Consider the following 23810-nt stretch of genomic DNA (forward strand, 5'->3'; position numbering starts at 1 on the left):
GTCAGCTCTCCCGCGCCGCCTCGATCACCTCGTCCAGGGTGTCGCGGATGGGGGTCCCCCCGCTCGAGCGAAGCCGAGAGTGGGGGAGGACCAGGTCGGCGATCATGCCGTCGATGCGGTCGCGCTCGGCGGTGAGGTCCTCGACCAGACGGGGCGTGGCGATCACGGAGGGGCCGCCGTCGGTGTCCCGCATGCAGGGCAGCAGCTGCGCGATCCTGCTGCTGTGCAGCCCGGCGGCGAACAGCTCCTGGATCCGGACGACCCGGTCGACGGCCGCCTCGGGAAAGTCACGGTGCCCGCCGGGGGTGCGCTCGGCGCGCAGCAGCCCCTGGGCCTCGTAGTAGCGCAGCGACCGCTCACTCACGCCGGTGCGCCGGGCCAACTCACCGATCCCTATGCCGCGCCCCCCGGTTCCGTGGCCCGTCCGGGCTTGAATCTGACACTGATGTCAACTTCTACGGTACGGCCATGACGCGCACGACGGACAAGACGGCAGCCGTACGTCCCCTCCTCGCCCCGGCCCGCCTGGGCCCCCTGCACCTGCCGAACCACCTGGTCATGGCCCCGCTGACCAGGAACCGCGCGGCGGCGGACGGCACTCCGACGCCGCTGATGGCCACCTTCCCCCAAACTCTCGACTTCGCTCGAGCCCGGGGGGACCCCCATCGCACAGCGCGCGACGGCCGGGCTGATCATCGCCGAGGCCTCGACGCCGAACGCGGTCGGGCAGACGTATCCGAACATCACCGCGATCCACACCTCGTCGCACGTGGCCGGCTGGCGACGGGTCACGGACGCCGTGCGGGCCGCGGGCGGTGGGCCGATGTTTCTCCAGCTCCAGCACGGTGGCCGGGTCGGGCACCCGGCCACGAGCGGACTGACCCCCGTCTCGCCCTCGCCCGTGGCGCTCCCGGAGACGATCTTCACACCGGACGGGCACCGCCCCGCCGTCGTCCCGCGGGAGATGACCGCCGACGACATCCGCGCCACCGTCGCCGACTTCGCGAGGGCCGCCCGCAACGCCGTGGCCGCCGGTTTCGAGGGCGTCGAGGTGCACTCCGCCAACGGCCATCTGCTGCACCAGTTCCTGGCCGGCAACACCAACCGCCGCACGGACGAGTACGGCGGCTCGGTGGCCGGGCGGATCCGGTTCGTGCGGGAGGTGGTCGAGGCGGCGGCCGCCGCGATCGGGCCGGAGCGGGTGGGCGTACGGGTCTCTCCCCGCAACACCGTCAACGGCATCGACGAGACCGACAGCGACGCGCTCCACCCGGCGCTCGTCGAGGCGCTCGGCGGGCTCGGATTGGCGTATCTGCACCTCGTGTACGCCGACCCGGCGGACCCGCTGTTCGGCCGGATCCGCGCCGCCTGGCCGGGGACCCTGATCGCCAACCCGGTGCTCCCGGAGCTGTCCGCCGAGGCGATCGGCGACGCGTCGGCCCGGCTCCTCGACGCCGGTGCCGATCTGATCGCCCTCGGCCGCCCGTTCCTGGCCAACCCCGACCTGGTGCGCCGGCTCGCGCTCGGGGCGCCGCTCAACCCGGTGCGGGACAGGTATCTGATGTACACGGGCGGGGCGACCGGCTACACCGACTACCCCGCCCTCGACGATCAGCCGTCCAGGGCCTCGAGGGTCGCGTTGGACGGGCCGCGCGTGGCCTGAAGGTCACGGGCCACGTCCTCCGCCGCGCCCAGCACCCGTACCGCGTTCTGCCAGGTCAGCTTGGCCAGGTCGGGCTTCGACCAGCCACGGTCCAGCAGTTCGGCGATCAGGTTCGGGTAGCCGGAGACGTCGTTCAGACCGTCCGGGGTGAAGGCGGTGCCGTCGTAGTCGCCGCCGATGCCGAGGTGGTCGATGCCGGTGACCTCGCGCATGTGGTCCAGGTGGTCGGCGACCGTGGACACCGTGGCGATCGGGCGCGGGTTGCTCTCCTCGAAGGCGCGGTGCACCTTCATCGCCTCGGCGGTCGTGTCGAGGTGGTGGAAGCCGTGCGCGCGCATGTTCGCGTCGGCCTCGGCCGTCCAGTCGACCGCCGCCTGGAGCACGAACTTCGGCACGAACGTCACCATCGCGACGCCGCCGTTGCCGGGCAGGCGCTCCAGGACGTCGTCGGGGATGTTGCGCGGGTGGTCGCAGACCGCGCGGGAGGAGGAGTGGGAGAAGATCACCGGGGCCGTGGAGGTGTCGAGCGCGTCGCGCATCGTCGTCGCCGCGACGTGCGAGAGGTCGACGAGCATGCCCTCGCGGTTCATCTCCCGCACGACCTCGCGGCCGAAGGCCGACAGACCGCCCACCCCGGGCTCGTCCGTCGCCGAGTCGGCCCACGCGATGTTGTCGTTGTGGGTGAGGGTCATGTAGCGCACGCCGAGCGCGTACAACGCCCGCAGCGTGGCGAGGGAGTTGGCGATGGAGTGGCCGCCCTCGGCGCCCATCAGGGAGGCGATACGGCCCTCGGCGCGGGCCGCCTCCATGTCCGCCGCCGTCAGCGCGGGGCGCAGGTCGGCCGGGTGGCGGGCCAGCAACTGCCGTACGCAGTCGATCTGTTCGAGGGTGGCGCTGACCGCCCTGTCACCTGCGTAGTCGGAGCGCACGTACACCGACCAGTACTGCGCGCCCACGCCGCCCTCGCGCAGCCGGGGGATGTCGGTGTGCAGGTGGGCGCCCTGGTGGGCGGCGATGTCGCGGGCGTCGAGGTCGTAGCGGACCTGTTCGCGCAGGGCCCACGGCAGGTCGTTGTGGCCGTCCACGACCGGGAACTCCCGCAGGAGTTCCCGGGCTGCCTCCAGGGAGGTCATCGGCGTCACTTCCCCGAGCCGAAGCCGAAGCCGCTCGCGCCCTCTACCTTGGCGCGCAGGCGCTTGCCCTTCTCGGTGGCCTGGTCGTTCAGCTCCTGCTGGAACTCCCGCATCCGCTGGAGCAGGTCCTCGTCGTGGGTGGCGAGGATGCGGGCGGCGAGCAGACCGGCGTTGCGCGCGCCGGCGACGGAGACCGTGGCCACGGGCACGCCGGCCGGCATCTGCACGATGGAGAGCAGGGAGTCCATGCCGTCCAGGTACTTCAGCGGGACCGGGACGCCGATGACGGGCAGCGGCGTGACCGAGGCGAGCATGCCGGGGAGGTGGGCGGCGCCGCCGGCCCCGGCGATGATCGCCTTCAGACCGCGCTCGGCCGCCTGCTCGCCGTAGGTGACCATCTCGCGCGGCATCCGGTGCGCGGAGACGACATCGACCTCGTACTCGATCTCGAACTCGTCGAGGGCCTGCGCGGCGGCCTCCATGACGGGCCAGTCGGAGTCCGACCCCATGACGATGCCTACAACGGGGCTCATTCGGTGATGGTCCCTCTCAGGTAGCCGGCAGCGTGACGGGCGCGCTCCAGCACGTCGTCGAGGTCGTCGCCGTAGGTGTTGACGTGACCGACCTTGCGGCCGGGCTTCACGTCCTTGCCGTACATGTGGATCTTGAGCTGGGGGTCGCGGGCCATGCAGTGCAGGTACGCGGAGTACATGTCGGGGTAGTCGCCGCCGAGGACGTTGACCATGACCGTCCACCTGGCGCGCGGGCGCGGGTCGCCGAGGGGGAGGTCCAGGACGGCCCGGACGTGGTTGGCGAACTGGGACGTGATGGCGCCGTCCTGGGTCCAGTGGCCCGAGTTGTGCGGGCGCATCGCCAGCTCGTTGACGAGGATGCGGCCGTCGCGGGTCTGGAACAGCTCCACGGCGAGGTGGCCGACGACGTCCAGTTCCTTGGCGATCGTCAGGGCGAGTTCCTCGGCCTTGAGCGCGAGGACCTCGTCGAGGTCGGGGGCGGGCGCGATGACCGTGTCGCAGACGCCGCCCACCTGCTGGGACTCCACCACGGGGTACGCGACCGCCTGGCCGTGCGGGGAGCGGACGACGTTCGCCGCGAGCTCGCGGACGTAGTCGACCTTCTCCTCGGCGAGGACGGGGACGCCGGCGCGGAAGGGGTCCGCGGCCTCCTCGGGCGAGTCGACGACCCAGACACCCTTGCCGTCGTAGCCGCCGCGGACGGTCTTGAGGACGACCGGGAAGCCGTCGCCCTCGGCCGCGAAGGCGACCACGTCCTGTGGATCGGTCACGATGCGGTGCCGTGGGCACGGCACACCGATCGCGTCGAGCTTCGCCCGCATCACGCCCTTGTCCTGGGCGTGCTGCAGCGCGTCGGGGCCCGGGCGGACGGGGATGCCGTCCGCCTCCAGAGCCCTGAGGTGCTCGGTGGGTACATGTTCGTGATCGAAAGTGATCACATCGCAGCCCCTCGCGAAGTCGCGCAGCGTGTCGAGGTCGCGATAGTCGCCGATGACGACATCACTGACGACCTGCGCCGCGGAATCCTGAGGGGTGTCACTGAGGAGCTTGAACCTGATGCCCAACGGGATGCCCGCCTCGTGTGTCATACGAGCAAGCTGACCCCCGCCGACCATGCCGACTACCGGGAACGTCACGCCCCTAGGGTATCGGCCACTGCGCGACGGCCGGTTTCCGTCCCTCGCCATCGGCCCTCGCCGGTCTTCTTACCCGAGTTTTCCGGGTCTCTTCCCCGCCTATGAGCTTGCGCACAGGCAATCGTCGAGGGGGGTGGTTAGCATGGCTGGGTTGACGAAACCAACCGACAAACCGACCGACAGGAGCCTTTACGACCATGGGACGTGGTTCCTCGGGGCTTCATACGGCGCCTCCGGCACCCCGCAGTGCCGTGCGGCAACGCTTCGACCGGCTGGTGCGTGAGGTCGCCAAGTTCGGTGCGGTGGGTGGTGCAGGACTCCTGGTCAACCTGCTCGTGTTCAACCTGGTACGGCATGTGACCGACCTGCAGGTGGTGCGCGCGAGCGTCATCGCGACGGTGGTCGCGATCATCTTCAACTACCTCGGCTTCCGGTACTTCACCTACCGGGATCGCGACAAGGGCCGCCGTACGAAGGAACTGGGCCTGTTCCTGCTGTTCAGCGCGGTCGGCCTGGTGATCGAGAACGGTGTCCTGTACGCGGCGACGTACGGCTTCGGCTGGGACAGCCCGCTGCAGAGCAACATCTTCAAGTTCCTCGGCATCGGCATCGCGACGCTGTTCCGCTTCTGGTCCTACCGGACGTGGGTGTTCCGCGCGCTTCCCTCGAAGGAGGCGGTGGCCGGAGCGGAATCGTTCCTGGAGACGCCTCGGCGGGGTGCACGGGGTGCGGACAAGCCGGAGAAGCCGCGGGTGCGGGTGGGCTGACGCTGACGCGTCATCGGCGTTCGCCTGAGGTATCCCCTGGGGGCCTGCGGCCCCGGGACCAAACGGGCTGGAATACCTGGACCGGCACCGAGCAGCTCTCGCGCTCGTGCTCAGCACCCACCCGGCGGCGTCACGCTGTCACCTGACCGTCGGCCCCGATTCCTGTCCCTGCTTCGTCGAGGGGGGCGTGCGGGAGAGGAACAGGGCCAGTACCGGGGGCTTGGTCTGGAGCATTTCCAGGCGGCCGCCGTCCGCCTCGGCCAGGTCGCGGGCCACCGCGAGGCCGATGCCGGTGGAGTTGCGGCCGCTGATCGCGCGCTCGAAGATGCGGGCGCCCAGGTCCGCCGGGATTCCGGGGCCCTCGTCCGTGACCTCGATGACCGCCTGGTTGCCGGTGACGCGGGTGCGCAGCGCCACCGTGCCGCCGCCGTGCATGAGGGAGTTCTCGATCAGGGCTGCCAAGACCTGCGCCACCGCGCCCGGCGTGCCGACGGCCTCCAGGTGCCGCTTGCCCGAGCTGACGATCGCCCGGCCCGCGCTGCGGTAGGCGGGGCGCCACTCCGCCAGCTGCTGCTGGATGACCTCGTCGAGGTCGAAGGTGACGGCCGAGCCGGTGCGGGGGTCACGGGAGTTGGTGAGGAGGCGTTCCACGACGTCCGTGAGGCGCTCCACCTGCGCCAGGGCGATCGTGGCCTCCTCCTTCACCGTGTCGGGATCGTCGGTGAGGGTGATCTCCTCCAGGCGCATCGACAGGGCCGTGAGCGGGGTGCGGAGCTGGTGGGAGGCGTCCGCGGCGAGGCGGCGTTCCGCCGTCAGCATGCGCCCGATGCGCTCGGCGGAGGCGTCGAGGACGTCCGCCACCCGGTCCAGCTCATGGACGCCGTACCGCTTGTGCCGGGGCCGCGGGTCGCCGGAGCCGAGACGTTCCGCCGTCTCCGCGAGGTCGGTGAGCGGCGAGGCCAGCCGGTTCGCCTGGCGCACCGCCAGCAGAACGGCCGCGATCACCGCCAGCAGGGCGACGGCCCCGATGATCAGCAACGTACGGCCGACCTCGCGCGTCACCGACGAGCGCGGCTCCTGCACGGTGACCGTCTCGCCCTCCTCGCCCGTCTCGCTGGCGCTGATGACGTCACCGGTCGGCCGCTCGCCCACCTCGATCAGGGGCTTGCCCGGGATGCGGATCCGGGCGTACCGATCCCCCTGGATCTGGTCCGCCAGCACCGCCGCGTTCACGGTCTCGTCGCCGAGCAGCCGGCTGTCCACGATGCTGACCAGCCGCACCGCCTCGGTGTCCACCCGCTCCTGGGCGGTGCTGGTGATGGTCCGTGTCTCGACGATGACGAGTGACACGCCGAAGACGGCGATCACCACGAGAACCACGGCGAGGGTGGACTGGATCAGTCGGCGGCGCATGTCCTCTTACTTACCTGTGTGCCATGCCGGTGCGGCAGTGGCTCAGCTCTTCTCGAAGCGGAAGCCCACGCCCCGCACGGTCGCGATGTAGCGGGGGTTCGCCGCGTCGTCGCCGAGCTTCTTGCGCAGCCAGGAGATGTGCATGTCGAGCGTCTTGGTCGAGGACCACCAGGTGGTGTCCCAGACCTCCCGCATCAGCTGGTCCCGGGTGACGACGCGTCCCGCGTCGCGCACCAGCACCCGCAGCAGGTCGAACTCCTTGGCGGTGAGCTGGAGTTCCTCGTCGCCCATCCACGCGCGGTGCGACTCGACGTCGATGCGCACCCCGTGCGTGGCGGGCGGCTGCTGCGGCTCGGCGGCGCCGCGCCGGAGCAGGGCCCGGACCCGCGCGAGCAGTTCGGCGAGCCGGAACGGCTTGGTGACGTAGTCGTCGGCGCCCGCGTCCAGGCCCACGACGGTGTCCACCTCGTCGGCACGCGCGGTGAGGATCAGGATCGGCACGGCGTGGGCGTCGGCACGCAGCCGGCGGGCCACCTCCAGGCCGTCCATGCCGGGCAGGCCGAGGTCCAGCACGACCAGGTCGATCCCGCCCTGCAGTCCTGCGTCGAGTGCGGTGGGGCCGTCCTCCCGCACCTCGACCTCGTACCCTTCCCGGCGCAGTGCGCGGGCCAGCGGCTCCGAAATGGACGCGTCGTCCTCGGCGAGCAGTACACGGGTCATGAGCTGATGGTAGTCCGCCCATGACAAGAGCCGGGGTGTGATCGGACGCCTTGGTTCTTACCCGGCTCGGGTGAATCTCTTACCTTCGGCCGCAGTGGTACAGACCATGTCTGCGAAGTGCGATCCTGGGAAGGACCTTCGAAAGGGCGGCTGCGGTTCCCTCGACACCTGTGATCCGCATCTCAAGTCCTTCCATTTCAGGCGGTGTCCTGACGTATGGTGACTCTACGCCTGTAGCACTGCGGGGACCTTCGGCGCATTTGACGCCGAGGGTCTCTTTTATGTGCGCACTGCATAAGGAATGACCTGTGGCCGGGCCCCCGAAGGCGGGGGCGTGGATCCCGACGGTCGCCGTCTTCCGCTCCGAGACCCGGAGCGGACTGCCCCCTGGCGTGGGGCGGACGGCCGTGTCCGCCGGTGCCGGCCGCCCCCCACCGGGCGCGTGACCGCTCTATGTCGCCGCGCGTCCCGACCAGCAAGGAACGACCATGGCGTCCAGCCTGACGAAGGACTCGGCCCGCCCGGGCACCCCCGGCACCGAGAAGACCTTCTTCGGCCACCCCCGCGGACTGGCCACTCTCTTCATGACCGAGATGTGGGAGCGTTTCTCCTACTACGGCATGAGGGCTCTGCTCCCGCTGTACCTGGTCGCTCCGGGCGGCCTGCACCTCGACGCGGCGACGGCGACCGCGATCTACTCCGTGTACGTGTCGCTGGTGTACCTGCTCGCCATGCCCGGCGGCTGGTTCGGCGACCGCGTCTGGGGGCCGCGCAAGACCGTCGCCATCGCCGGCGGAATCATCATGCTGGGCCACCTCACGCTGGCCCTGCCCTCCTCCGGCACCTTCTACGGCGGTCTCGGCCTGGTCGCGATCGGCTCGGGTCTGCTGAAGGCCAACATCTCCACGATGGTCGGCCACCTCTACGACGGACCGGACGACCCGCGCCGCGACGGCGGCTTCACCGTCTTCTACATGGGCATCAACCTCGGTGCCTTCGCCGCCCCGCTGATCATCGGAACCATCGGTGAGAGCGTCAACTGGCACCTGGGCTTCGCGCTCGCCGCACTCGGCATGGCGCTGGGTCTCGCGCAGTTCCTGATCGGCTCCCGCCACCTGGCCGAGCGCTCCAGCGTCGTCCCGACGCCGCTGTCCGCCGAGGAGAAGACGTCCACGCTGCGCAAGGCGGGGATCTGGGCCGGTATCGCGGTCGTCTTCTACGCGATCGTCGGCTTCTCCGGCAACTACACGCTGAACTGGCTCCTCGTCCCGCTGACCCTCCTCGGCGTGATCATCCCGACCCTGGTGCTGGTCCGCATCAAGCGCGACAAGGACCTGGACCGTCCCGAGCAGTCGAAGATGTCCGCGTACATCTGGTTCTTCGTCGCCGCGGCCGTGTTCTGGATGATCTACGACCAGGGCGGCTCGACCCTGTCGATCTTCGCCGACTCCTCCGCCGAGAACAGCGTCTTCGGCTGGGGCTTCCCGGTCTCCTGGTACCAGTCGGTCAACCCGGTCCTGATCATGGCGCTGGCCCCGGTCTTCGCCTGGTTCTGGCTCGCGCTTAACCGGCGTGGCAAGGAGCCGAGCACGATCGTGAAGTTCGCCTCCGGTCTGGTGCTGGTCGGCGCGTCCTTCTTCCTCTTCCTGGCCCCGCTGTCGATCGCCGAGGGCGGTCACAAGGCGGCCGCGATGTGGCTGGTGGCGATCTACTTCACGCAGACCGTTGGTGAGTTGCTGCTCTCCCCGGTGGGTCTGTCGGTGACGACGAAGATGGCTCCCGCGAAGTACGCCTCGCAGATGATGGGCGTCTGGTTCCTGGCCGTCACCGCGGGTGACGCAACGACCGGCCTGCTCTCCATCGCCGGGGTGGACCTGAACAAGACGAGCGTCGTCGCCCTGGAGGCCACGCTCGCCGTGGTCGCCGGTGTGGCGGTGTGGATGTACCGCAAGAAGGTCAAGGAGCTCATGGGCAACGTCCGCTAGCGCGCTGCCGGAGCCGCCGGAGGCCGTCGCACCGAGGTTTGGTGCGACGGCCTCCGGCTTTTCGCGGGTCGGCTCAGTTCGGTATCTCGTCGCGTCGTACGGCTGCGACGAAGGGGGCCCAGGCGGCCGCGGGGAGTATCAGGGCGGGGCCGTGGGGGTTCTTGGAGTCGCGGACCGGGACGACGGGGGTGGGGGTGGGGAGGTTTTCGGCGACTTCGAGGCACGCGCCTCCGTCGGGGTTGCTGTAGCTGCTCTTGCGCCACGTCACACCGGTCAGGTCGATGGATCGCACGGTGCATCCTCCAGCATCTGCGTGATGACCTTCTGCGACTCGGCCGGTGACAGCGCCAGGTCGCGCGTCGAATCGTACGCACGTTGCAGACGCTCAACCTCCACGTTTTCCTCGATCAATTCGCCGTGGTACGCGGTCTCGGTATAGGCGACGGTTTGCCCTTCGGGCAACCGCAGGAACATCACGTCGGTGCTCACCAAGCCGTGCAGCCCAGCGTTCAGAGGCAGCACCTGAAGCGTGATGTCCGGGCGCTCCGCCGCTCCCGCAAGGTGTTCGAGCTGCTCGCGCCAGGCTCTGGCATCCCTCACCGGGGTACGCAGCACTGCCTCGGACAGGATGGTGCGGAAGGTCGGCGCATCCTCGCCCTCCAACAACGCCCTGCGGCCGACCCGCGCCTCCACCTGCTGGGCAAGCTGCCCGCCCTCGATTCCCCCCGTCGCGAGAACCTCACGCGCGTAGTCGTCTGTCTGAAGCAAGCCGTGCACGGTGCTTACGCCGAAGTGCCACAGCCTCACCGCCTCGGCCTCCAACAACATGTACCTGCGGTACTGCTCCTTGAACTGCGCCGGGTCCGCCACCGCCAGCTCCCACAACGCCAACAGCAGCCCCGGCGTCCCGTAGTACTCGTCCAGCGCCTGCGCCACCTCGGGGCTCCCCAGCGACTGTCCCCGCTCCAGCTTCCCGAGTGTCGACCAGTCCCAGCCCAACTCGTCCGCGAGCTGCCGCAGGCTCAGCCCGCGCCGCTCGCGCAGTTCCCGAACCTCCTCCGCGAACCGCCGTCGCGGCTCCTGGCTGCGGCTCGTCACCGTCCGTCGCTGCGGCACCCGTTCCTCCCCGTACGCCCGGCTGTGGAATTTGTGGAATTTGGCGTGCCCCGTGTGGAACTAGCGCCTCTCACCGGCCTTTTCGTGTTCCGGGCACGGCATGCTCGTACTGCGCCTGAACACGCACCGTAATCCAACGGATGCGTGCAGCACGGGCGTTCCCCCGCAAGCGACCTCAAGGAGTGAGCCATGACGACCGCGACCCTCCCGCGACTCCCCCACCGCAACCGCCCGCAGCGCCCGCACGCCGCCTGGACGCCGCCCGGCGGCTGGGCGCGGCCGACGCCCGCCGTCCTGCGCGCGATGGAGGCGGCGCTCGCGCGGTGGACCGCGTGACCACGCCCGCCATGTGGGCGGCGACGCCCCCGCCGCCGCCCGCCTGTGACGTGTGCGGGGCGTTACTGGCCCAGCGTGACGCGGCGAGAGCGGCGGGCCGGACCGCCGAAGCCGACGACTGCGACCGGGAGTTGCGGGACCACTGGAGCCTCGGGCGGGAGTGTGCGCCGTGACCGAGCCCCCGTCCCCGCCGCCCTTCGCGTACGACACGAGCCGCTCACCCGTCCCCGTGGACGGCTGCCGGTCGTGCCGGGAACTCGCGGCACGCCGGGCCGCGGCGCGGACCGCGTTCGACTACAGCGCGGTGGCCGACGCGAACGTGATGATGCGGTCGCACCTACGGTTGGACCACTGACCGGCTGCCCCGGCCGCCGGTCCACTGACCGCCGACCTGCCCGCCGACCTGTCCGGACAGCAGGCGCAGCGCGTCGGCCGAGGCGGTGTCGCCCGGTGTGTAGACCTCCAGCCGGTGATCGGGGCTCTCGGGCTGGAGCCACACCTGGTACTCGATGTTGAGGTCGCCGACGGTCGGGTGCCGCAGGCGCATCGTGCCCACGGTGCAGTCGGCGACATCCCCCTCGGCCCACAGCCTGGCGAAGTCCCGGCTGCGCATGGCGAGTTCACCGATCAGTTCGGCCAGCCGGGCGTCGGTGGGGTGCCGGCCGGCGGTGAGCCGTAGGTAGGCCACGTGGATGCGGGCGAGCTCGGCCCAGTTGCGGTGCAGGTCACGGGAGAGGGGGTCGAGGAAGAACATCCGCGGGATGGACGGCCGTCGCAGGAGATCGTGGGGCGCGTCGAAGTCGACGTGCTCCGCGACCAGGGCGTGTCCGGTGCGATTCCAGGCCAGCACGTCACCGCGCCGCCCGAGGACCACGGCCGGAGTGCTGTCCGCCAGGGACGCCAGGAGCGCGAGCACCCGTTGGTGCGGCTTCTCCGGGGCGGGGCGGACCAGGCGTGAACTCGTGGCCTGGCCTGCGAGGTTGTGCAGGTGGGCGGTTTCGGCGGGGTCGAGCCGGAGCACGCGCGCGAGCGCGTCGAGGACCTGCCGGGAGGCGGTACCGGCCTGGCCCTGCTCCAGCCTTGTGTAGTAGCCGGCGCTCACCCCGGCGAGCTGGGCGAGTTCCTCGCGGCGCAGGCCCGGTACCCGGCGGGCGGTGCCGTAGATGCGCAGTCCGATGTCGGCGGGCGTGACCCGATCGCGGCGGGACTTGAGATAGGCCCCGAGGCTCTCCAGCTCCATGCCTTCGAGCGTAGGTGCCGCGGGCCGCGGCTGGGTGCCCCTGCCAGGTGTACCCATGCCGCGGGGATGGTTGCCGGGCGGACGGCACCACACCGTCGTATGCATGAACGCACAAGTGAATGCGCAAGTGGCAGCACACGAGGGGTCCCACTCCGCCGGAATGCGGGCGTGGCTCGGGCTGCTGGTGGTGCTCGGCCCGGTCCTGCTGGTGGCGATGGACGGCTCGGTGCTGTTCCTGGCGACGGCCAAGATCTCCGAGGCGCTGTCGCCGACCGCCGGCCAGGCGTTGTGGATCCTGGACGCCTACGGGTTCGCCGTCGGCTCCCTGCTCATCGCCTTCGGGAACATCGGCGACCGGTACGGGCGGCTGAAGCTGCTGATGACCGGAGCGGCGGTGTTCGGAGCAGCCTCGGTGGGAGCGGCGTTCGCCCCGGGGCCGGAACTGCTGATCGCCTTGCGGGCGTTGATGGGTGTGGCCGGTGCGACGCTGCTGCCGTCCGCGCTGGCGGTCCTCAGCGAGCTGTTCCCCGACCCGCGCCGCCGGGCGAGAGCGATCGGGATCTTCGCGGCCACCTTCGCCGCGGGCTTCGCGATCGGCCCAGTAGTCGGCGGGCTTTTGCTGAGCGGCTTCTGGTGGGGGTCGGTCTTCCTGATCAACCTCCCCGTGATCGTGCTCTTCCTGATCCTGGCCCCGGTCCTGCTGCGCGAGGTACGTGCCACGCGGACCGGCCGCGTCGACGTCCTGAGCGTCGTGCTCTCCGCCGCGGGCATCCTGCTGACGGTGTACGCAGTCAAGGACGCGGCCGCGGCGGGGCCGACCGCGACGACCACGGCCACCGGGATCGTCGGCGTCGCCATCCTGGCGTGGTTCGTTCGGCGGCAACTCCGCCTCGAACACCCGCTGATCGACTTGCGTCTCTTCCGCGACCGGGTGTTCACGATCGCGGCCGTCACCGGTCTGCTGCCGCTGGCCGCATGGTCGGCCACGGCCTATCTCGGCGGCATCTACCTCCAGTCCGTCCTCGGGCTGAGCGTCCTCGACGCGGCTGTCGTCGCGCTCCCCGCCGCCGCCGTACTCACCATCACGTGCGTCGTCACACCGGCGCTGGTCGCCCGGATCGGTACCCGGGCAGCGCTCATCACCTGTCACTTCCTCATCGCCGCGGGTCTGCTCCTGCTGCCGGCCACCGGCGTCTCCGGTGGGGTCGTCTGGTACGTGACCTCCACCGCCCTCGCCGGAATCGGCTACGGCATCTCCTTCAGCGTCGTCGCCGACACCGCCGTGGCCGCGGTCCCGGCAGAACGCGCCGGGGCCGCCGCAGCCATCGCAGAGACCAGCAACGAGATCGGCAACGCCCTGGGCATCGCGCTCCTGGGCTCACTCGCCGCCCTCGTCTTCCGCCTCCAGGGCCCCGGCGCGGCGGGCACCCTCACGGAGACCCTGCAGGTACCTGACCTGACGGCTGCGACGGTGCACGACGCCAAGTCGGCCTTCGTGACAGGCCTGCACGTAGCCGCCGTCATCGCGGGTGCCCTCCACGCCACGCTCGGCGCTTTTGCACTGCGTCACCTGACTCCGCGGACCTGATCAGCCGCGGGTCGGCAGCGCCGCCCAGGGGCCGACCGACACCCCTGGCGCGGCACTACCGGCGGAGGGCTACCGCAGACGCCGCCGTCCCGGCAGGAACGTGAACACCGCCCCGCCCAGCAGCAGCGCCGTGCCCGCCACCAGACCCAGTGCCTTCAGGGACCCCTGGTCCTCCGCGCCGGTCGCCGCCAGGCCGCCGTCCGTCGACGAGCCGCCCGCGGAGCCTCCCGCCGAACCGCCCGTCGTGCCGCCGCCGGACGCGCCGCTCGCCTGCTCGCTCGTGTCCAGCGTCAGTGACACCTCCGACTTGGCCGGAGTACAGGTCGTCGTCGTGCCGAGGGCCTCGATCGTCAGGACTCCCGGGGAGAGGGTCGACTCGCCGCTCGCTCCCGGCTTGTAGGTGCCCGTGAGGTCGGGGATCTCGATCGGGTCGCCCGACTTGATGGCCTCGGAGTTGGTGGGCCCCTCGACGTGGACCGTGCCCTTGTCGGCGCCGCCCAGGGCGACCTCCATCGACGGCTTGACCGAGTCCTTGGGGATGTCGGCGGGGCTGTCCATCACCGACTTCTTGAACTGCACCGTCAGATCGAAACTCCCGCCGTTCTTCTTGGCGTTGATCTGGACCGGCGAGGTCGCTTCCTTGTCGCCGATGGGCGTCTTGCACTTGTACGGGACCTGGACCTCCTTGCCCGTGAAGTCGGTCTGGCCGCCGTCGCCGCCCCCGGTGCTCGTACCGCCGGTGTCCCCGCCCGTCTCGCTCTCACTCGGCGCCGGGTCCGAAGGGCTCGACGACCCCGTCGGCAGACCGGTCGGCACGCTCGTCGGCAGCGTCGGGACGACCGTCGGCAGGCCTCCCGTCGTACCGCCCGAAGTCCCGCCCCCGTCCGTCACCTTGATCGTCGCGGCCTTCTGCACCGTCTCCTTCGGCGCGCACTTGGTGTCCGTGGAGATGGGCTTGTTGACGTTGATGTTGTAGGCGCCCGGCGTCAGGGTCACCTCGCCCGGTGCCGTCAGCTTCAGCTTGCCCTTCATGTCGGACAGCTTCATGTCGCCGCCCTTGGGGATCGCCGGGTTCTCCCGGGGCCCCTGCATGGCGACGTCCGCGGTCTGCGCACCGGCCGCCTTCAGCGTTCCCGACGGCTGGATCGTGTTCGCCTGCAGGTCGAGGATGTCGGGGTTCTTGGACGCGGCCTGGACGAACTTCCAGACGATCTCCACCTCGTCGCCGACCTTCGCCTCCGCGGGCGCGGTGATCTCCACCTTCGTGGTGCCCTGGACCGGCGGCAGCCCGGAGATGGCGGGCGGGATGCACTCGGTCGCGTACGCCACCTCGGCGGCCTGGGCGGGCGCGGCGGACACGCCGAGCAGGATGCCCGCGCCGCCGAGCATCAGCGCGACGCCCGCCGCGCCGCCTCTTCCCGGGCGTGCCGGTGTGACTCTCCTTCGCTTGCTCACGGGGGTCCCTTCCTGGTCGGAGTCGACGGAGTCGTGGGGGCCGTCGAACTCGTCGGGCTGTCGTCGTGCGGTGCGGAGAGCCGACCGGCCGTGCCCGGATCGCTGTCCGGGGTGAACCACGGCAGGGCCGAGGAGGAGGAAGAGGGCAGGGCGTGCCTGGCCTCTTCGCGGGGCTTCAACCCCGGTAGGCGCAGGGCCGGTTCGGGCAGCCGGAACCTGCGGCGGCGGGCGGTCTGCCGCGGCCGTACCCGGTCCACGACCGCCAGCCCGACGCGGAACACCGCTGCCGGTACGACCAGACAGACCAGGATCCAGAACAGCGTCACGCCCCAGGGCCGGCCCACGCCCCAGGGCTGTTCGGCCATCACCTTGCCGCCGTACTTCAGGGAGACCGTGTAGTCGCCGTGCGCGCCCGCGGCGAGTTCCACCGGCAGCTCGATCCGCGCCTTCCTGCCCGGCTGGATCGTGCCGCGCCACTGCTGTTCCTGCCACTGCGGTGCGAACACGCCGTGGGAGGTGCCGACCTGGAAGACCGGGTTCCTGACGGGTGAGGTGCCGACATTGCCGACCGTGAACACCAGCGTCCGCGCCGGTGGTGCGCCGAACCAGGTCAGCAGGCCGCTCGAACCGTCCAGCCGGGTGTCCGTGAGGACCGACAGGCGTCCCCCGGCCGGCTCCGCGGGCAGCGGCTCGACCGCGTGCCCGGCCACCTGGAAGATCGCGTCGGCCTCGGCCTTCGCCCCGGTCACCGTCGCCACGTGCACCACACAGGGGCACGGCACGGGCGGCTCGGCCACCGGAAGTTTCCGGCTGAAGCGTCCGTCCGCGTCGGTCGTCACGGCCCGGCCCTCCGCATTGGCGCAGGAGTTGGTGCCGCCGCTCACGCCGGTCGACGGCACGGACCGGCCGCAGATCAGGATCATCAGCAGGGTGCGCGCCCGCCAGCCGCTGCCGGTCACGGTGATCGCACCGCCGGTCCCCGCCTGGGATTTGGACAGCTTGACGGTGGGCGGGTCGTCCGCGGCCGACACGTTCACGGCCGTCGCCGGCGACAGCAGCGCCAGCACGGCCAGCAACACCGCGATCCGTACCCTGGCGTTCACGTCCCCGCTCCCGTCAACTCGGCTTTTCTGTAGGGCTGTTCCGTTTCGGCGGACTCGCCGCGGTCGGGCTTACGGCGCCCTCGATGCCGTACGACGAACAAGGCGCCCGCCGCCGCCCCCGCGAACCCCCCGGCCCCGGCCACCGCATCCCACGGCACGAACCGCGCCGACGCCCGGGCCGTGTCGCTCGCCCCGCCGGCCGCCGTCACCGTCAGGCGCACGTCGACCGCGTCGAGCGCGGGCCGGTCGGGCCACGGCTCGGTGAGCTTCGTACGGCTGCCCGGGGGCAGGTCGACGGAGAGGGTGCGCGGTGCGCGGTCGAGGAGGCGGCCGAAGACACCGTCGGCGCGGATCGCGAGGCTCGGGGCGAGAGCGGTCGTACCGCGGTTGACCAGCTCGTATGTGATGCCGTCGGCGTGCACCCGGACGTGTTCCACCGTCAGCGCGGACAGCTCCGGACCGGTCACGCGCAGGCGGAGCGGAACGGTCCGCGCGCGGCCGTCGGCGTCGCGGGCGACGAGCTCGCCGGAGCGGTCGCCGGGGGCCGTGCCCGGCGGGACGGTCACCGTGAAGGGGACCTCGGCGCGGGTGCGGGCCGGGATCCGTACCGCGCCTTCGGCGAAGGCGATCGGGACGCCGGTGCCCTGCAGCCGTACGGTGACCGGCTCGCCGCCCCGGTTCGTCACGGACACCGTGTCCTGCTGGACCGTCCCGGGCGCGCCCTCGGCGTAGAAGGACGGCCGCCCGCCGCCGGAGGGCGCGACGGTCCAGGCCTCGGCGGCGGTCGCCACCGGAACGGCCGCCAGGAGGAACAGCAGGGACAGGCACAGGACACGGACGGCTGACGACATCGGCGGCTCCAGCGGTGATCAGGCGTGAAGGTCAGCGGCGTACCGCCTGACCCCTCCGCGTCAGCCACAGCGCGCCTGCCGCGCCCGCGAGCAGCACCGTGCCGCCGAGGGTGCCCAGGGCGATGGCCGAGTCCTCGGGGCCGGTCTGCGGGAGCTCGGCGCCGGAGTCGGAGCCGCCCTGGCCGGCGCCGCCCGTGCTGCCGCCGCCGGACGCCGCCGTCACGTCGAGGGTGAGCGACGGGCCGGGGCTGTTGCCGGGCGTGCACGTGGTCGTCGTGCCGAGCGCCTTGATGGTGAGCACGCCCGCCGTGAAGGTGACCTTGCCGGTCTTCTTCGGGGTGTACGTGCCCGTCAAGTCGTTGATCTTGATGGGGGTGTTGGCGGGAATGGCCTCCTGGTTGGCCGGGCCGGTGACCGCCAGGGTGCCGCTGTCGGCGCCGCCCAGCTTGATGGTGGCGCTCGGGTTCATCGCGCCCTTGCCCAGTTCGACCGGGCTGGACGAGACGCCCTTCTGCCACGACATGGTGATCTTGTAGCCGCTGCCGCTCTTGACGCCCTTGATGTCGATGGGCGAGACGGCGCTCTTGTCACCGATCGGCGTCTTGCAGGCGTAGTTGACGTCGACGACTTCGGCCCGGGCCGCGGGGGCGGCCATCAGCACCGCCGAGCCGGCCAGGGCCGCGGCCGTCGCGAGCGCGGCGGTTCGCTTCTGCTTCGACACGGTCCCCTCATTTCCTGACGGCACATCAGATCGGCCGTCAAGGTACGCCCGGCGCCTTGAGGAGGGAAGACACGGCGCACGCCGGAGTTGTGACGATCCGGCGTGTGCCGCAGGGGGTTCGGGTGGAGAGCCGACCCCTCAGGGTGACCCTGGGTAACACGGGGTCAGGCCGGGCGCAGCAGCTCGGGCAGCCCCCAGCGCCGCAGCACCTCCGGCACGAGCACCGTCCCGTCCGCCCGCTGGTACTGCTCCAGGATCGCGGGGAGCAGCCTGCTGGTGGCGAGGCCCGAGGCGTTGAGGGTGTGGACGTACGCCGCCTTGCCGCCGCCGGCCGGGCGGTACCGGATGCCGCCGCGCCGGGCCTGGTAGGCGCGGGCGTTCGATACCGAGCTGACCTCGGCGTACGCGCCCAGGCTGGGCAGCCAGACCTCCACGTCGTAGGTCTTGGCCTGCGCGGGGCTGGTGTCGCCGGCGGCGAGCTTGGTCACGCGATGGTGCAGCCCGAGTCCGGCGACCAGTTCCTCGGCATGGGCGAGCAGTTCGAGATGCGCGGCGTCCGAGTCCTGCGGCCGGGCGAACTGGAACAGCTCCACCTTGTTGAACTGATGCCCGCGCAGCGTCCCGCGCTCCGCCGTGCGGTGGCTGCCGCTCTCCTTGCGGTAACAGGGCGTGTAGGCGACGTACCTGCGCGGCAGCTCGCGCTCGTCGAGCGTCTCGCCGCGATGGAGATTGACCAGGGCGGTCTCGGCGGTCGGCAACAGAAAGTGGTCGTCGTCCGTCCGGAAGACCTCGTCGGCGAACTTGGGGAACTGCCCCGCCGTGTACCCCGCCTCGTACGTCAGCAGGTGCGGCGGCAGCACGAACTCGTACCCCGCCCGGCGATGCGCGTCCAGGAAGTGATTGAGCAACGCCCACTCGAGCGCTGCGCCCTCCCCCCGGTAGACCCAGTGGCCGCGCCCGGCGAGCGCCGTGCCCCGCCGGTAGTCGACCAGCCCCAACTCCTGCGCGAGCCGGACGTGGTCCCGCCCCTGGAATCCGAGGTCGGGCGGCACCCCCACGGTCCGCACGACCTGGTTGCACTCCTTGCCCCCCGCCACCACGTCGTCGTCCGGAAGGTTGGGCAGCGCGTCGAGGAACTCCTGATGCCGAGCACCGAGCTCGACGAGGCGAGCCTCGGCCCGGGCCAGCTCATCGGTCAGGGCCTTGGCGGTGGCGTGGAGTTCCTCGGTGGGAGGCAGGGCAGCAGCCGGGCGCTCGCCCGCCGGCGTTCCCTCCCGCCGCAGCTCAGCGATCTCCGTCGAGATGCGGCGGCGTTCGCCGCGGAGGCGCTCGACGGTCGTGCGGGCTTCGCGGAAGGCGGTGTCGAGGGTGAGGAAGGCGGGGATGTCGGGGGCCACGGCGCGTTTGCGCAGGGCTGCCCGGACCTGGTCGGGATGGGTTCGGATGAGGGTGACGTCGAGCATGGGGCGCGCTCCGTCCGGTCGGCCGGAGCGGCAGAGGTCGCCCCGGGGTGGTCCCTCGGGGCGTGGGCGAGAGGGTGCTCGCGGTGCCACCACGCCTTCACCGCCGTACGGCGGACTCGTTCGGGCCCGGTGACGGGGGCCGGCCCGGCGGGGCATTTCCTCCCCGCACTCGGGAGTGGATTCACCTGGGCGCGAGGCCGCTTTCACAGCGAACGGCGGCTCTCTCGGCTCGCGGACCCGGGCTACTTGTCTCCGTCAGCGCGTTGCAGGGAGCGTAGAGCGGCGCCGCGGCGGTGCGGAAACGAATTTCCTGTACGGCAGGCCGAACGGGTGACCTACGCCGGCGCTCCCAGCTCCGCCCACACCGTCTTGCCCGCGACCCCCGGCGTCCGCATGACGCCCCAGTCCAGACACAGCCGCTGCACGATGAACATGCCGTGGCCGCCGGGACGCCCCGCGCGGTGCGGCGTGCGCGGCGCCGGCTGGCCCGTGCCCTTGTCGGAGACCTCGACCCGGATCACCTTGTTGTCGCAGGCGATCCACAACTCGTCCGGCCCCTCGGCGTGCAGGCAGGCGTTGGTGACCAGCTCGGACACGACGAGCAGCACATCCTCCGCGGCGGCCCGCTGGTCGGCGGTGGCAGCGGGGAGCCAGCCCCACGCGTACAGCGCCTGGCGGGCGAAGTCACGGGCGAGCGGGACGACGCCGCTCTGGCCCTCGAGGACCAGCCGGCGGACCTGCCGCCCCGCCGACACCTCGGCGGACTCCACGGGGCTCAGGGACGGCACGGTGCCCCCTCCGGGCCCTCCGGCCGCCGCGGAGCCCTCGTCGGAGCTCCCCATGGCCGGCATGCCGCTCTCGGACGCCCCCGAAGCGCCGCTGGGCTCAGGGCCGCGGTCGCCCGGCGAGAAAGGCCGGGTGGTGCTCATCAGCGCTTCACCTCACCGATTCACCAGTTCAACGTTCACACGATTCAGAAGTCAGTACGTAGAGTCAGTACGCCAGTACACGGTCCTTGCCTGATACGTCGGTCACAGCCCCCACCCCGGTGGCCGACATCACAGCCGAGGGGTTTCAGGATGTCTCCTGCCCGACCGAGCCGAGGGAACACCCCTGTATTCGGCATGAATGATGTGACGTCTGATGCAGAGCCGGACGCGGGGGGTCAACCCGCCCCGTCGGCCTCGTCGGCCAGGGCGGCGTCGAGCGAGTCGTGGACCGTGAAGACGGCCTCGGCTCCCGTAATCTCGAACACGCGTGCGACCACGGGCAGCATCCCCGCGAGATGCACCCCGCCACCGGCGGCTTCCGCCTTCAGCCGGGCCCCGAGCAGCACGTTCAGACCCGTGGAGTCACAGAACTCCAGTCGCGAGCAGTCGACGACCAGCCGACTGAAGCCCTTCTCGAGGCAATCCTCGAGTGGCTCACGCAACAAATCGGCGGTGTGGTGATCCAACTCACCTGCCGGGGTCACGACGGCGCTGACGCCCTCTTCCCGCACCTCGACCAGAAGTCGGCCAGACTGTGCGCTGCCGACCGTCCCGCGGTCCATGCCGTCTCTCACTCCCGACGTCCTGGCTGCTGACTGACGCTGTCGAACACTACGCCCTCCCTACGCCTCCGAACACCCGAACATCCACCCAGAATCGGACATTTCAGACCAGAGCGCACTTGCGGTGGGCTCCTGAAAGCGGGTAGGGCTAGTAAAGACACGTAACCGACTCGGCCGGCTTTGGAGGCGCCGCACACCGCAGTGCACGCAGGCTTCGGCAGCCGAATGCCGAGAACGATGGAGGACATCATGTCACCCCGGCTCGACGCATCGCATACCCAGAGCGCGACGTCGGCATCCCAACCGGAACAGCTGGATCCCATCGAGTTGAGCGCCGACGTACGTCCCGAACAGGACTTCGGTCAGGAGTTCGGTCAGGACGACGCGCTCGCCGGACTTCCGGACATCCCGCCGTACGACGAGGTGGGGCCGGTGGACGCGCGGGCCCTGTCCAAGACCCTCTTCGAGCGGCTGGAGTCGCTGGAGGAAGGGACCCACGAGTACTCGTACGTCCGCAACACGCTCGTCGAACTCAACCTCGCGCTGGTCAAGTTCGCCGCCTCCCGCTTCCGCTCGCGCAGCGAGCCGATGGAGGACATCATCCAGGTCGGCACCATCGGCCTGATCAAGGCGATCGACCGCTTCGAACTCAGCCGCGGCGTGGAGTTCCCCACCTTCGCGATGCCGACCATCATCGGTGAGATCAAGCGCTTCTTCCGCGACACGTCGTGGTCGGTGCGGGTACCGCGTCGGCTTCAGGAGCTCCGGCTCGACCTGGCCAAGGCCGGGGACGAACTGGCCCAGAAGCTCGACCGCGCCCCGACCGTGGCGGAACTGGCGGAGCGCCTCGGCCTGAGCAACGACGAGGTCGTCGAGGGCATGGCGGCGTCGAACGCGTACACCGCCTCGTCGCTGGACGCCCAGCCCGAGGAGGACGACGCCGAGGGCGCGCTGGCCGACCGGATCGGCTACGAGGACCACGGGATCGAAGGCATCGAGTACGTCGAGTCCTTGAAGCCGCTCATCGCCGAACTGCCGCCCCGGGACCGGAAGATCCTGTCCCTGAGATTCGTGGCGGGCATGACCCAGTCGGAGATCGGCGAAGAACTCGGCATCTCGCAGATGCATGTGTCGCGACTGCTGTCGCGGACGTTGGTCCGGCTCCGCAAGGGGCTGACGGTCGAGGAGTGATCCATCCAGGAGTGGCGTCTCCTCCGCGCTGACCTGCGCTGTGCCCGGTGCCCTGCCGAATTCCGTCGGCGGGACACCGGGCACAGCGCGTTCGGGGAACGGATGCGTCCCGCCCTGCCGTGCATGCGCGGCTCACGGGTTACCCACAGAAACCCTTTCCCCACGGCTTCCCTTCCTCCACTATGAGCCGTCATACCCGCCGGTAGGTCAGGACTCCGGACGGGTCGCACGGCTGCAAGGAGGCAGGCGGATGGCTCGGGCCGACGACGGTGGGGACCGTGACCGTGGGATGCACACGGGCGCGGCCGACGCACGGCTCACCGAACTGCTGCGCGCCGACACGGCCACCGCGTATCCGGCCCTCCAGGAGCTGCGCGCCCGCCATCACGCATCCGTCCTCGCCTACGCCCGCCTGTGCACCCCGAACGACTCCATGGCCCGGCAGCTGGCGGCCCAGGCGTTCACCCTGGCGGCCCGTCAGACCGCGCGCGGCATCGACCCCGGACTGCCCTGGCGGCACCAACTGCTGATGCTGACCGCCCGGCTGGCCGGGACCTGGGCCATGGACGAACGGGCGGCGGGCCTCGACGCGGGACTGCTGCTCGTGCTGAACACGGCCGGCCCCTCCGGCCCGGTCCCGCCCATGCTGACGGCGTTCCAGACCCTTCCGTCCCGCACCCAGGGCCTGATCTGGTACGGCCTGGTGGAGCGGGAGCCGGCGGACCGGACGGCGGGCCTCCTCGGCGTCACCCGCGAGGACGTCACGTACGGCACGGCCCCGGCGCTCCAGCTGCTCGCCCGGTCCTGTCTGCGCGCCCGTCTCACCGCCTCCGACGACCTCGACTGCTCCGACTTCGGCCGCCTCATAGAGGAGTCCGTACGGCCGGACAGTCCCCGCGACAGCGCCGATCTGCACGCCCACATGGCCCGCTGCCCGCACTGCACGACGGCGTACGAGGAACTGTCGGCCCTGCGGGACTCACCGCGCACGGCGCTGGCCGAGGGGCTGCTGCCGTGGGGCGGGACGGCGTACGCGGCGGGCGTTCCGGGAGAGCGGGAGGGCGCGCGGCGCGGGGGTGCCGCCGCCCGCCTTGCCGCGAAGAGGAGCTGGCCGGTGCCGGGATGGCCGTCCGATCGTCGCCGGGTGGTGCTGGTGTCGGCGGCGCTCGGGGTGGCGTTGCTGCCGCTGGTGGCGTTCCTGGTGGCCCAGGGCGGCTCGTCGTCGCAGGATCCGGTGGGCGCGGTCGGCATTCCGGTGAGCGTGCCGCCGGTGGCGGTCACGGTGACGGCCACCGTGTCGGCGACGCCGTCGCCCTCGTCGCCGTCGCCCTCACCGTCACCGTCGCGGAGCTCCAAGTCGCCGTCGCCCACAAAGAGTCCGACGCCGACGAAGACGGCCGGCCCCCAGCCGAAGCCCTCCCCCACGCACCCGCCGAGCGGCACGTATGCCCAGGTCGTGAACGTCGCCTCGGGGCTGTGCCTGGACGTGGGCGGCGCCTTCTTCAACGGGACCGACGTGATCACGGCTCCCTGCACGTCGTCCGGCACCCAGCGCTGGCGGGTCGACGCGGATCGCGGTGTGCTCCAGTCGTCCGCCGATCCCGACTACTGCCTGGACAGCCGTGGTTCGACGGACCGGGGCGTCGGGGTCTGGACGTGCGACTCGGTGGAGGGTCGCAACGGTCAGAACCTGATGTTCGTGGTGGACGGCGACGGCGTGATCCGCCCCGCCATCGCCTTCGGGACGGCGGTGACCCCGGCGGGGGGTGCCGGGGACGGGCTGTCGCTGGAGTCGGTGAGCAGCGGCGGCGGCCAGCGCTGGAAGGCGGGGGCCGCCTAGCCCA

Annotated in this window: 24 protein-coding genes and 1 pseudogene; 9 read left to right on the plus strand and 16 right to left on the minus strand. The window is 71.1% G+C overall.

Going from position 1 to position 23810, the window contains the following annotated elements; all coding sequences use genetic code 11:
- Position 1 precedes the first annotated feature (1 nt).
- Positions 2 to 397, minus strand: a complete 396-nt coding sequence (locus ACZ7M7_RS38105) for a MerR family transcriptional regulator (protein WP_472125483.1) — start codon at positions 395 to 397, stop codon at positions 2 to 4.
- Positions 398 to 468: 71 nt separating this feature from the next.
- On the opposite strand from ACZ7M7_RS38105, the pseudogene ACZ7M7_RS38110 reads away from it, so the two are divergent.
- Positions 469 to 1663, plus strand: a pseudogene (locus ACZ7M7_RS38110) (oxidoreductase).
- On the opposite strand, the gene ACZ7M7_RS38115 reads toward ACZ7M7_RS38110, so the two are convergent.
- The 3 genes from ACZ7M7_RS38115 to ACZ7M7_RS38125 are packed head-to-tail and all read right to left on the minus strand — an operon-like array spanning position 1612 to position 4465.
- Positions 1612 to 2796, minus strand: coding sequence for a dipeptidase (locus ACZ7M7_RS38115; RefSeq protein ID WP_383613379.1), 1185 nt, complete (start codon positions 2794 to 2796; stop codon positions 1612 to 1614). The pseudogene ACZ7M7_RS38110 and the gene ACZ7M7_RS38115 sit on opposite strands and share 52 nt — an antisense overlap.
- A gap of 5 nt (positions 2797 to 2801) precedes the next feature.
- Positions 2802 to 3329: a 5-(carboxyamino)imidazole ribonucleotide mutase gene (gene purE, locus ACZ7M7_RS38120; RefSeq protein ID WP_383613382.1), complete on the minus strand. Its 528-nt coding sequence runs from the start codon at positions 3327 to 3329 to the stop codon at positions 2802 to 2804.
- The gene (locus ACZ7M7_RS38125) at positions 3326 to 4465 is read right to left on the minus strand and encodes a 5-(carboxyamino)imidazole ribonucleotide synthase (RefSeq protein ID WP_472125147.1); all 1140 of its coding nucleotides are present in this window, start codon (positions 4463 to 4465) and stop codon (positions 3326 to 3328) included. Before ACZ7M7_RS38125 ends, purE begins: the two co-directional genes overlap by 4 nt.
- 197 nt (positions 4466 to 4662) lie before the next feature.
- Between ACZ7M7_RS38125 and ACZ7M7_RS38130 the strand changes: the two genes are divergently transcribed.
- A complete protein-coding gene (locus tag ACZ7M7_RS38130) occupies positions 4663 to 5232 on the plus strand; it encodes a GtrA family protein (protein ID WP_472125150.1) in 570 nt (189 codons plus the stop codon).
- Between the two features lie 138 nt (positions 5233 to 5370).
- Here ACZ7M7_RS38130 and ACZ7M7_RS38135 read toward each other — a convergent pair whose 3' ends face one another.
- Positions 5371 to 6645, minus strand: coding sequence for an ATP-binding protein (locus ACZ7M7_RS38135; RefSeq protein ID WP_453825319.1), 1275 nt, complete (start codon positions 6643 to 6645; stop codon positions 5371 to 5373).
- A gap of 42 nt (positions 6646 to 6687) precedes the next feature.
- Positions 6688 to 7365: a response regulator transcription factor gene (locus ACZ7M7_RS38140; RefSeq protein WP_369271495.1), complete on the minus strand. Its 678-nt coding sequence runs from the start codon at positions 7363 to 7365 to the stop codon at positions 6688 to 6690.
- 488 nt (positions 7366 to 7853) lie between these two features.
- Between ACZ7M7_RS38140 and ACZ7M7_RS38145 the strand changes: the two genes are divergently transcribed.
- Positions 7854 to 9350 (plus strand): oligopeptide:H+ symporter, encoded by a 1497-nt coding sequence (locus tag ACZ7M7_RS38145; protein WP_383613394.1) that lies wholly within the window; start codon positions 7854 to 7856, stop codon positions 9348 to 9350.
- 73 nt (positions 9351 to 9423) lie between these two features.
- Here ACZ7M7_RS38145 and ACZ7M7_RS38150 read toward each other — a convergent pair whose 3' ends face one another.
- Together ACZ7M7_RS38150 and ACZ7M7_RS38155 are read right to left on the minus strand one after the other, a co-directional pair.
- A complete protein-coding gene (locus ACZ7M7_RS38150; protein WP_472125154.1) occupies positions 9424 to 9642 on the minus strand; it encodes a DUF397 domain-containing protein in 219 nt (72 codons plus the stop codon).
- Entirely contained in the window at positions 9624 to 10466 is an 843-nt protein-coding gene (locus ACZ7M7_RS38155; RefSeq protein ID WP_472125157.1) for a helix-turn-helix domain-containing protein, read from the minus strand. Before ACZ7M7_RS38155 ends, ACZ7M7_RS38150 begins: the two co-directional genes overlap by 19 nt.
- A gap of 189 nt (positions 10467 to 10655) precedes the next feature.
- Here ACZ7M7_RS38155 and ACZ7M7_RS38160 point away from each other — a divergent pair, with 189 nt between their 5' ends.
- From ACZ7M7_RS38160 to ACZ7M7_RS38170, 3 genes are read left to right on the plus strand one after another with little or no spacing between them, the layout of a single operon-like run.
- On the plus strand, positions 10656 to 10802 hold the full coding sequence (locus tag ACZ7M7_RS38160; RefSeq protein WP_472125160.1) for a hypothetical protein: 147 nt from the start codon (positions 10656 to 10658) through the stop codon (positions 10800 to 10802).
- Positions 10799 to 10975, plus strand: coding sequence for a hypothetical protein (locus ACZ7M7_RS38165; protein ID WP_472125163.1), 177 nt, complete (start codon positions 10799 to 10801; stop codon positions 10973 to 10975). The genes ACZ7M7_RS38160 and ACZ7M7_RS38165 overlap by 4 nt, the downstream gene beginning before the upstream one ends.
- Entirely contained in the window at positions 10972 to 11157 is a 186-nt protein-coding gene (locus ACZ7M7_RS38170; RefSeq protein WP_472125166.1) for a hypothetical protein, read from the plus strand. Before ACZ7M7_RS38165 ends, ACZ7M7_RS38170 begins: the two co-directional genes overlap by 4 nt.
- On the opposite strand, the gene ACZ7M7_RS38175 is transcribed toward ACZ7M7_RS38170, so the two are convergent.
- Positions 11140 to 12042 (minus strand): helix-turn-helix domain-containing protein, encoded by a 903-nt coding sequence (locus tag ACZ7M7_RS38175; RefSeq protein WP_472125169.1) that lies wholly within the window; start codon positions 12040 to 12042, stop codon positions 11140 to 11142. The genes ACZ7M7_RS38170 and ACZ7M7_RS38175 overlap by 18 nt on opposite strands.
- A 103-nt stretch (positions 12043 to 12145) precedes the next feature.
- Here ACZ7M7_RS38175 and ACZ7M7_RS38180 point away from each other — a divergent pair, with 103 nt between their 5' ends.
- Positions 12146 to 13630, plus strand: coding sequence for an MFS transporter (locus ACZ7M7_RS38180; RefSeq protein ID WP_472125172.1), 1485 nt, complete (start codon positions 12146 to 12148; stop codon positions 13628 to 13630).
- A gap of 69 nt (positions 13631 to 13699) precedes the next feature.
- On the opposite strand, the gene ACZ7M7_RS38185 is transcribed toward ACZ7M7_RS38180, so the two are convergent.
- From ACZ7M7_RS38185 to ACZ7M7_RS38215, 7 genes are all read right to left on the minus strand, one after another.
- Positions 13700 to 15019, minus strand: a complete 1320-nt coding sequence (locus ACZ7M7_RS38185; protein WP_472125486.1) for a hypothetical protein — start codon at positions 15017 to 15019, stop codon at positions 13700 to 13702.
- 62 nt (positions 15020 to 15081) lie between these two features.
- Entirely contained in the window at positions 15082 to 16188 is a 1107-nt protein-coding gene (locus tag ACZ7M7_RS38190) for a hypothetical protein (RefSeq protein ID WP_472125175.1), read from the minus strand.
- Positions 16185 to 17039 carry a COG1470 family protein gene (locus ACZ7M7_RS38195; RefSeq protein ID WP_472125178.1) on the minus strand — a complete coding sequence of 285 codons (855 nt, stop codon included), beginning with the start codon at positions 17037 to 17039 and terminating at the stop codon, positions 16185 to 16187. The genes ACZ7M7_RS38190 and ACZ7M7_RS38195 overlap by 4 nt, the downstream gene beginning before the upstream one ends.
- Positions 17040 to 17070: 31 nt before the next feature.
- Positions 17071 to 17760, minus strand: a complete 690-nt coding sequence (locus tag ACZ7M7_RS38200) for an LPXTG cell wall anchor domain-containing protein (RefSeq protein WP_383626455.1) — start codon at positions 17758 to 17760, stop codon at positions 17071 to 17073.
- Positions 17761 to 17924: 164 nt separating this feature from the next.
- On the minus strand, positions 17925 to 19223 hold the full coding sequence (gene serS / locus ACZ7M7_RS38205; protein WP_472125181.1) for a serine--tRNA ligase: 1299 nt from the start codon (positions 19221 to 19223) through the stop codon (positions 17925 to 17927).
- Positions 19224 to 19558: 335 nt separating this feature from the next.
- Complete coding sequence (locus ACZ7M7_RS38210; protein WP_472125184.1) at positions 19559 to 20152, minus strand: ATP-binding protein; 594 nt, start codon at positions 20150 to 20152, stop codon at positions 19559 to 19561.
- Positions 20153 to 20388: 236 nt separating this feature from the next.
- The gene (locus ACZ7M7_RS38215) at positions 20389 to 20775 is read right to left on the minus strand and encodes an STAS domain-containing protein (protein WP_369271502.1); all 387 of its coding nucleotides are present in this window, start codon (positions 20773 to 20775) and stop codon (positions 20389 to 20391) included.
- A 237-nt stretch (positions 20776 to 21012) separates the two neighbouring features.
- Here ACZ7M7_RS38215 and ACZ7M7_RS38220 point away from each other — a divergent pair, with 237 nt between their 5' ends.
- Together ACZ7M7_RS38220 and ACZ7M7_RS38225 are read left to right on the plus strand one after the other, a co-directional pair.
- On the plus strand, positions 21013 to 21966 hold the full coding sequence (locus ACZ7M7_RS38220; protein WP_383613412.1) for an RNA polymerase sigma factor SigF: 954 nt from the start codon (positions 21013 to 21015) through the stop codon (positions 21964 to 21966).
- 250 nt (positions 21967 to 22216) lie between these two features.
- The gene (locus tag ACZ7M7_RS38225; protein ID WP_472125187.1) at positions 22217 to 23806 is read left to right on the plus strand and encodes an RICIN domain-containing protein; all 1590 of its coding nucleotides are present in this window, start codon (positions 22217 to 22219) and stop codon (positions 23804 to 23806) included.
- Positions 23807 to 23810 lie beyond the last annotated feature (4 nt).

This window comes from Streptomyces sp. NPDC111606, assembly GCF_055656945.1.

Excerpts from the sequence above, each read along its gene's own strand:
- ACZ7M7_RS38160 (WP_472125160.1), top strand. The coding sequence starts at position 10,656 with ATGACGACCGCGACCCTCCCGCGACTCCCCCACCGCAACCGCCCGCAG.
- ACZ7M7_RS38145 (WP_383613394.1), top strand. The coding sequence starts at position 7,854 with ATGGCGTCCAGCCTGACGAAGGACTCGGCCCGCCCGGGCACCCCCGGC.
- ACZ7M7_RS38140 (WP_369271495.1), bottom strand. The coding sequence starts at position 7,365 with ATGACCCGTGTACTGCTCGCCGAGGACGACGCGTCCATTTCGGAGCCG.
- ACZ7M7_RS38135 (WP_453825319.1), bottom strand. The coding sequence starts at position 6,645 with ATGCGCCGCCGACTGATCCAGTCCACCCTCGCCGTGGTTCTCGTGGTG.
- ACZ7M7_RS38185 (WP_472125486.1), bottom strand. The coding sequence starts at position 15,019 with ATGCTCGGCGGCGCGGGCATCCTGCTCGGCGTGTCCGCCGCGCCCGCC.
- ACZ7M7_RS38215 (WP_369271502.1), bottom strand. The coding sequence starts at position 20,775 with ATGGACCGCGGGACGGTCGGCAGCGCACAGTCTGGCCGACTTCTGGTC.
- ACZ7M7_RS38115 (WP_383613379.1), bottom strand. The coding sequence starts at position 2,796 with ATGACCTCCCTGGAGGCAGCCCGGGAACTCCTGCGGGAGTTCCCGGTC.
- ACZ7M7_RS38220 (WP_383613412.1), top strand. The coding sequence starts at position 21,013 with ATGGAGGACATCATGTCACCCCGGCTCGACGCATCGCATACCCAGAGC.
- serS (WP_472125181.1), bottom strand. The coding sequence starts at position 19,223 with ATGCTCGACGTCACCCTCATCCGAACCCATCCCGACCAGGTCCGGGCA.
- ACZ7M7_RS38195 (WP_472125178.1), bottom strand. The coding sequence starts at position 17,039 with ATGTCGTCAGCCGTCCGTGTCCTGTGCCTGTCCCTGCTGTTCCTCCTG.
- ACZ7M7_RS38210 (WP_472125184.1), bottom strand. The coding sequence starts at position 20,152 with ATGAGCACCACCCGGCCTTTCTCGCCGGGCGACCGCGGCCCTGAGCCC.
- ACZ7M7_RS38225 (WP_472125187.1), top strand. The coding sequence starts at position 22,217 with ATGGCTCGGGCCGACGACGGTGGGGACCGTGACCGTGGGATGCACACG.
- ACZ7M7_RS38180 (WP_472125172.1), top strand. The coding sequence starts at position 12,146 with ATGAACGCACAAGTGAATGCGCAAGTGGCAGCACACGAGGGGTCCCAC.
- ACZ7M7_RS38175 (WP_472125169.1), bottom strand. The coding sequence starts at position 12,042 with ATGGAGCTGGAGAGCCTCGGGGCCTATCTCAAGTCCCGCCGCGATCGG.
- ACZ7M7_RS38130 (WP_472125150.1), top strand. The coding sequence starts at position 4,663 with ATGGGACGTGGTTCCTCGGGGCTTCATACGGCGCCTCCGGCACCCCGC.
- purE (WP_383613382.1), bottom strand. The coding sequence starts at position 3,329 with ATGAGCCCCGTTGTAGGCATCGTCATGGGGTCGGACTCCGACTGGCCC.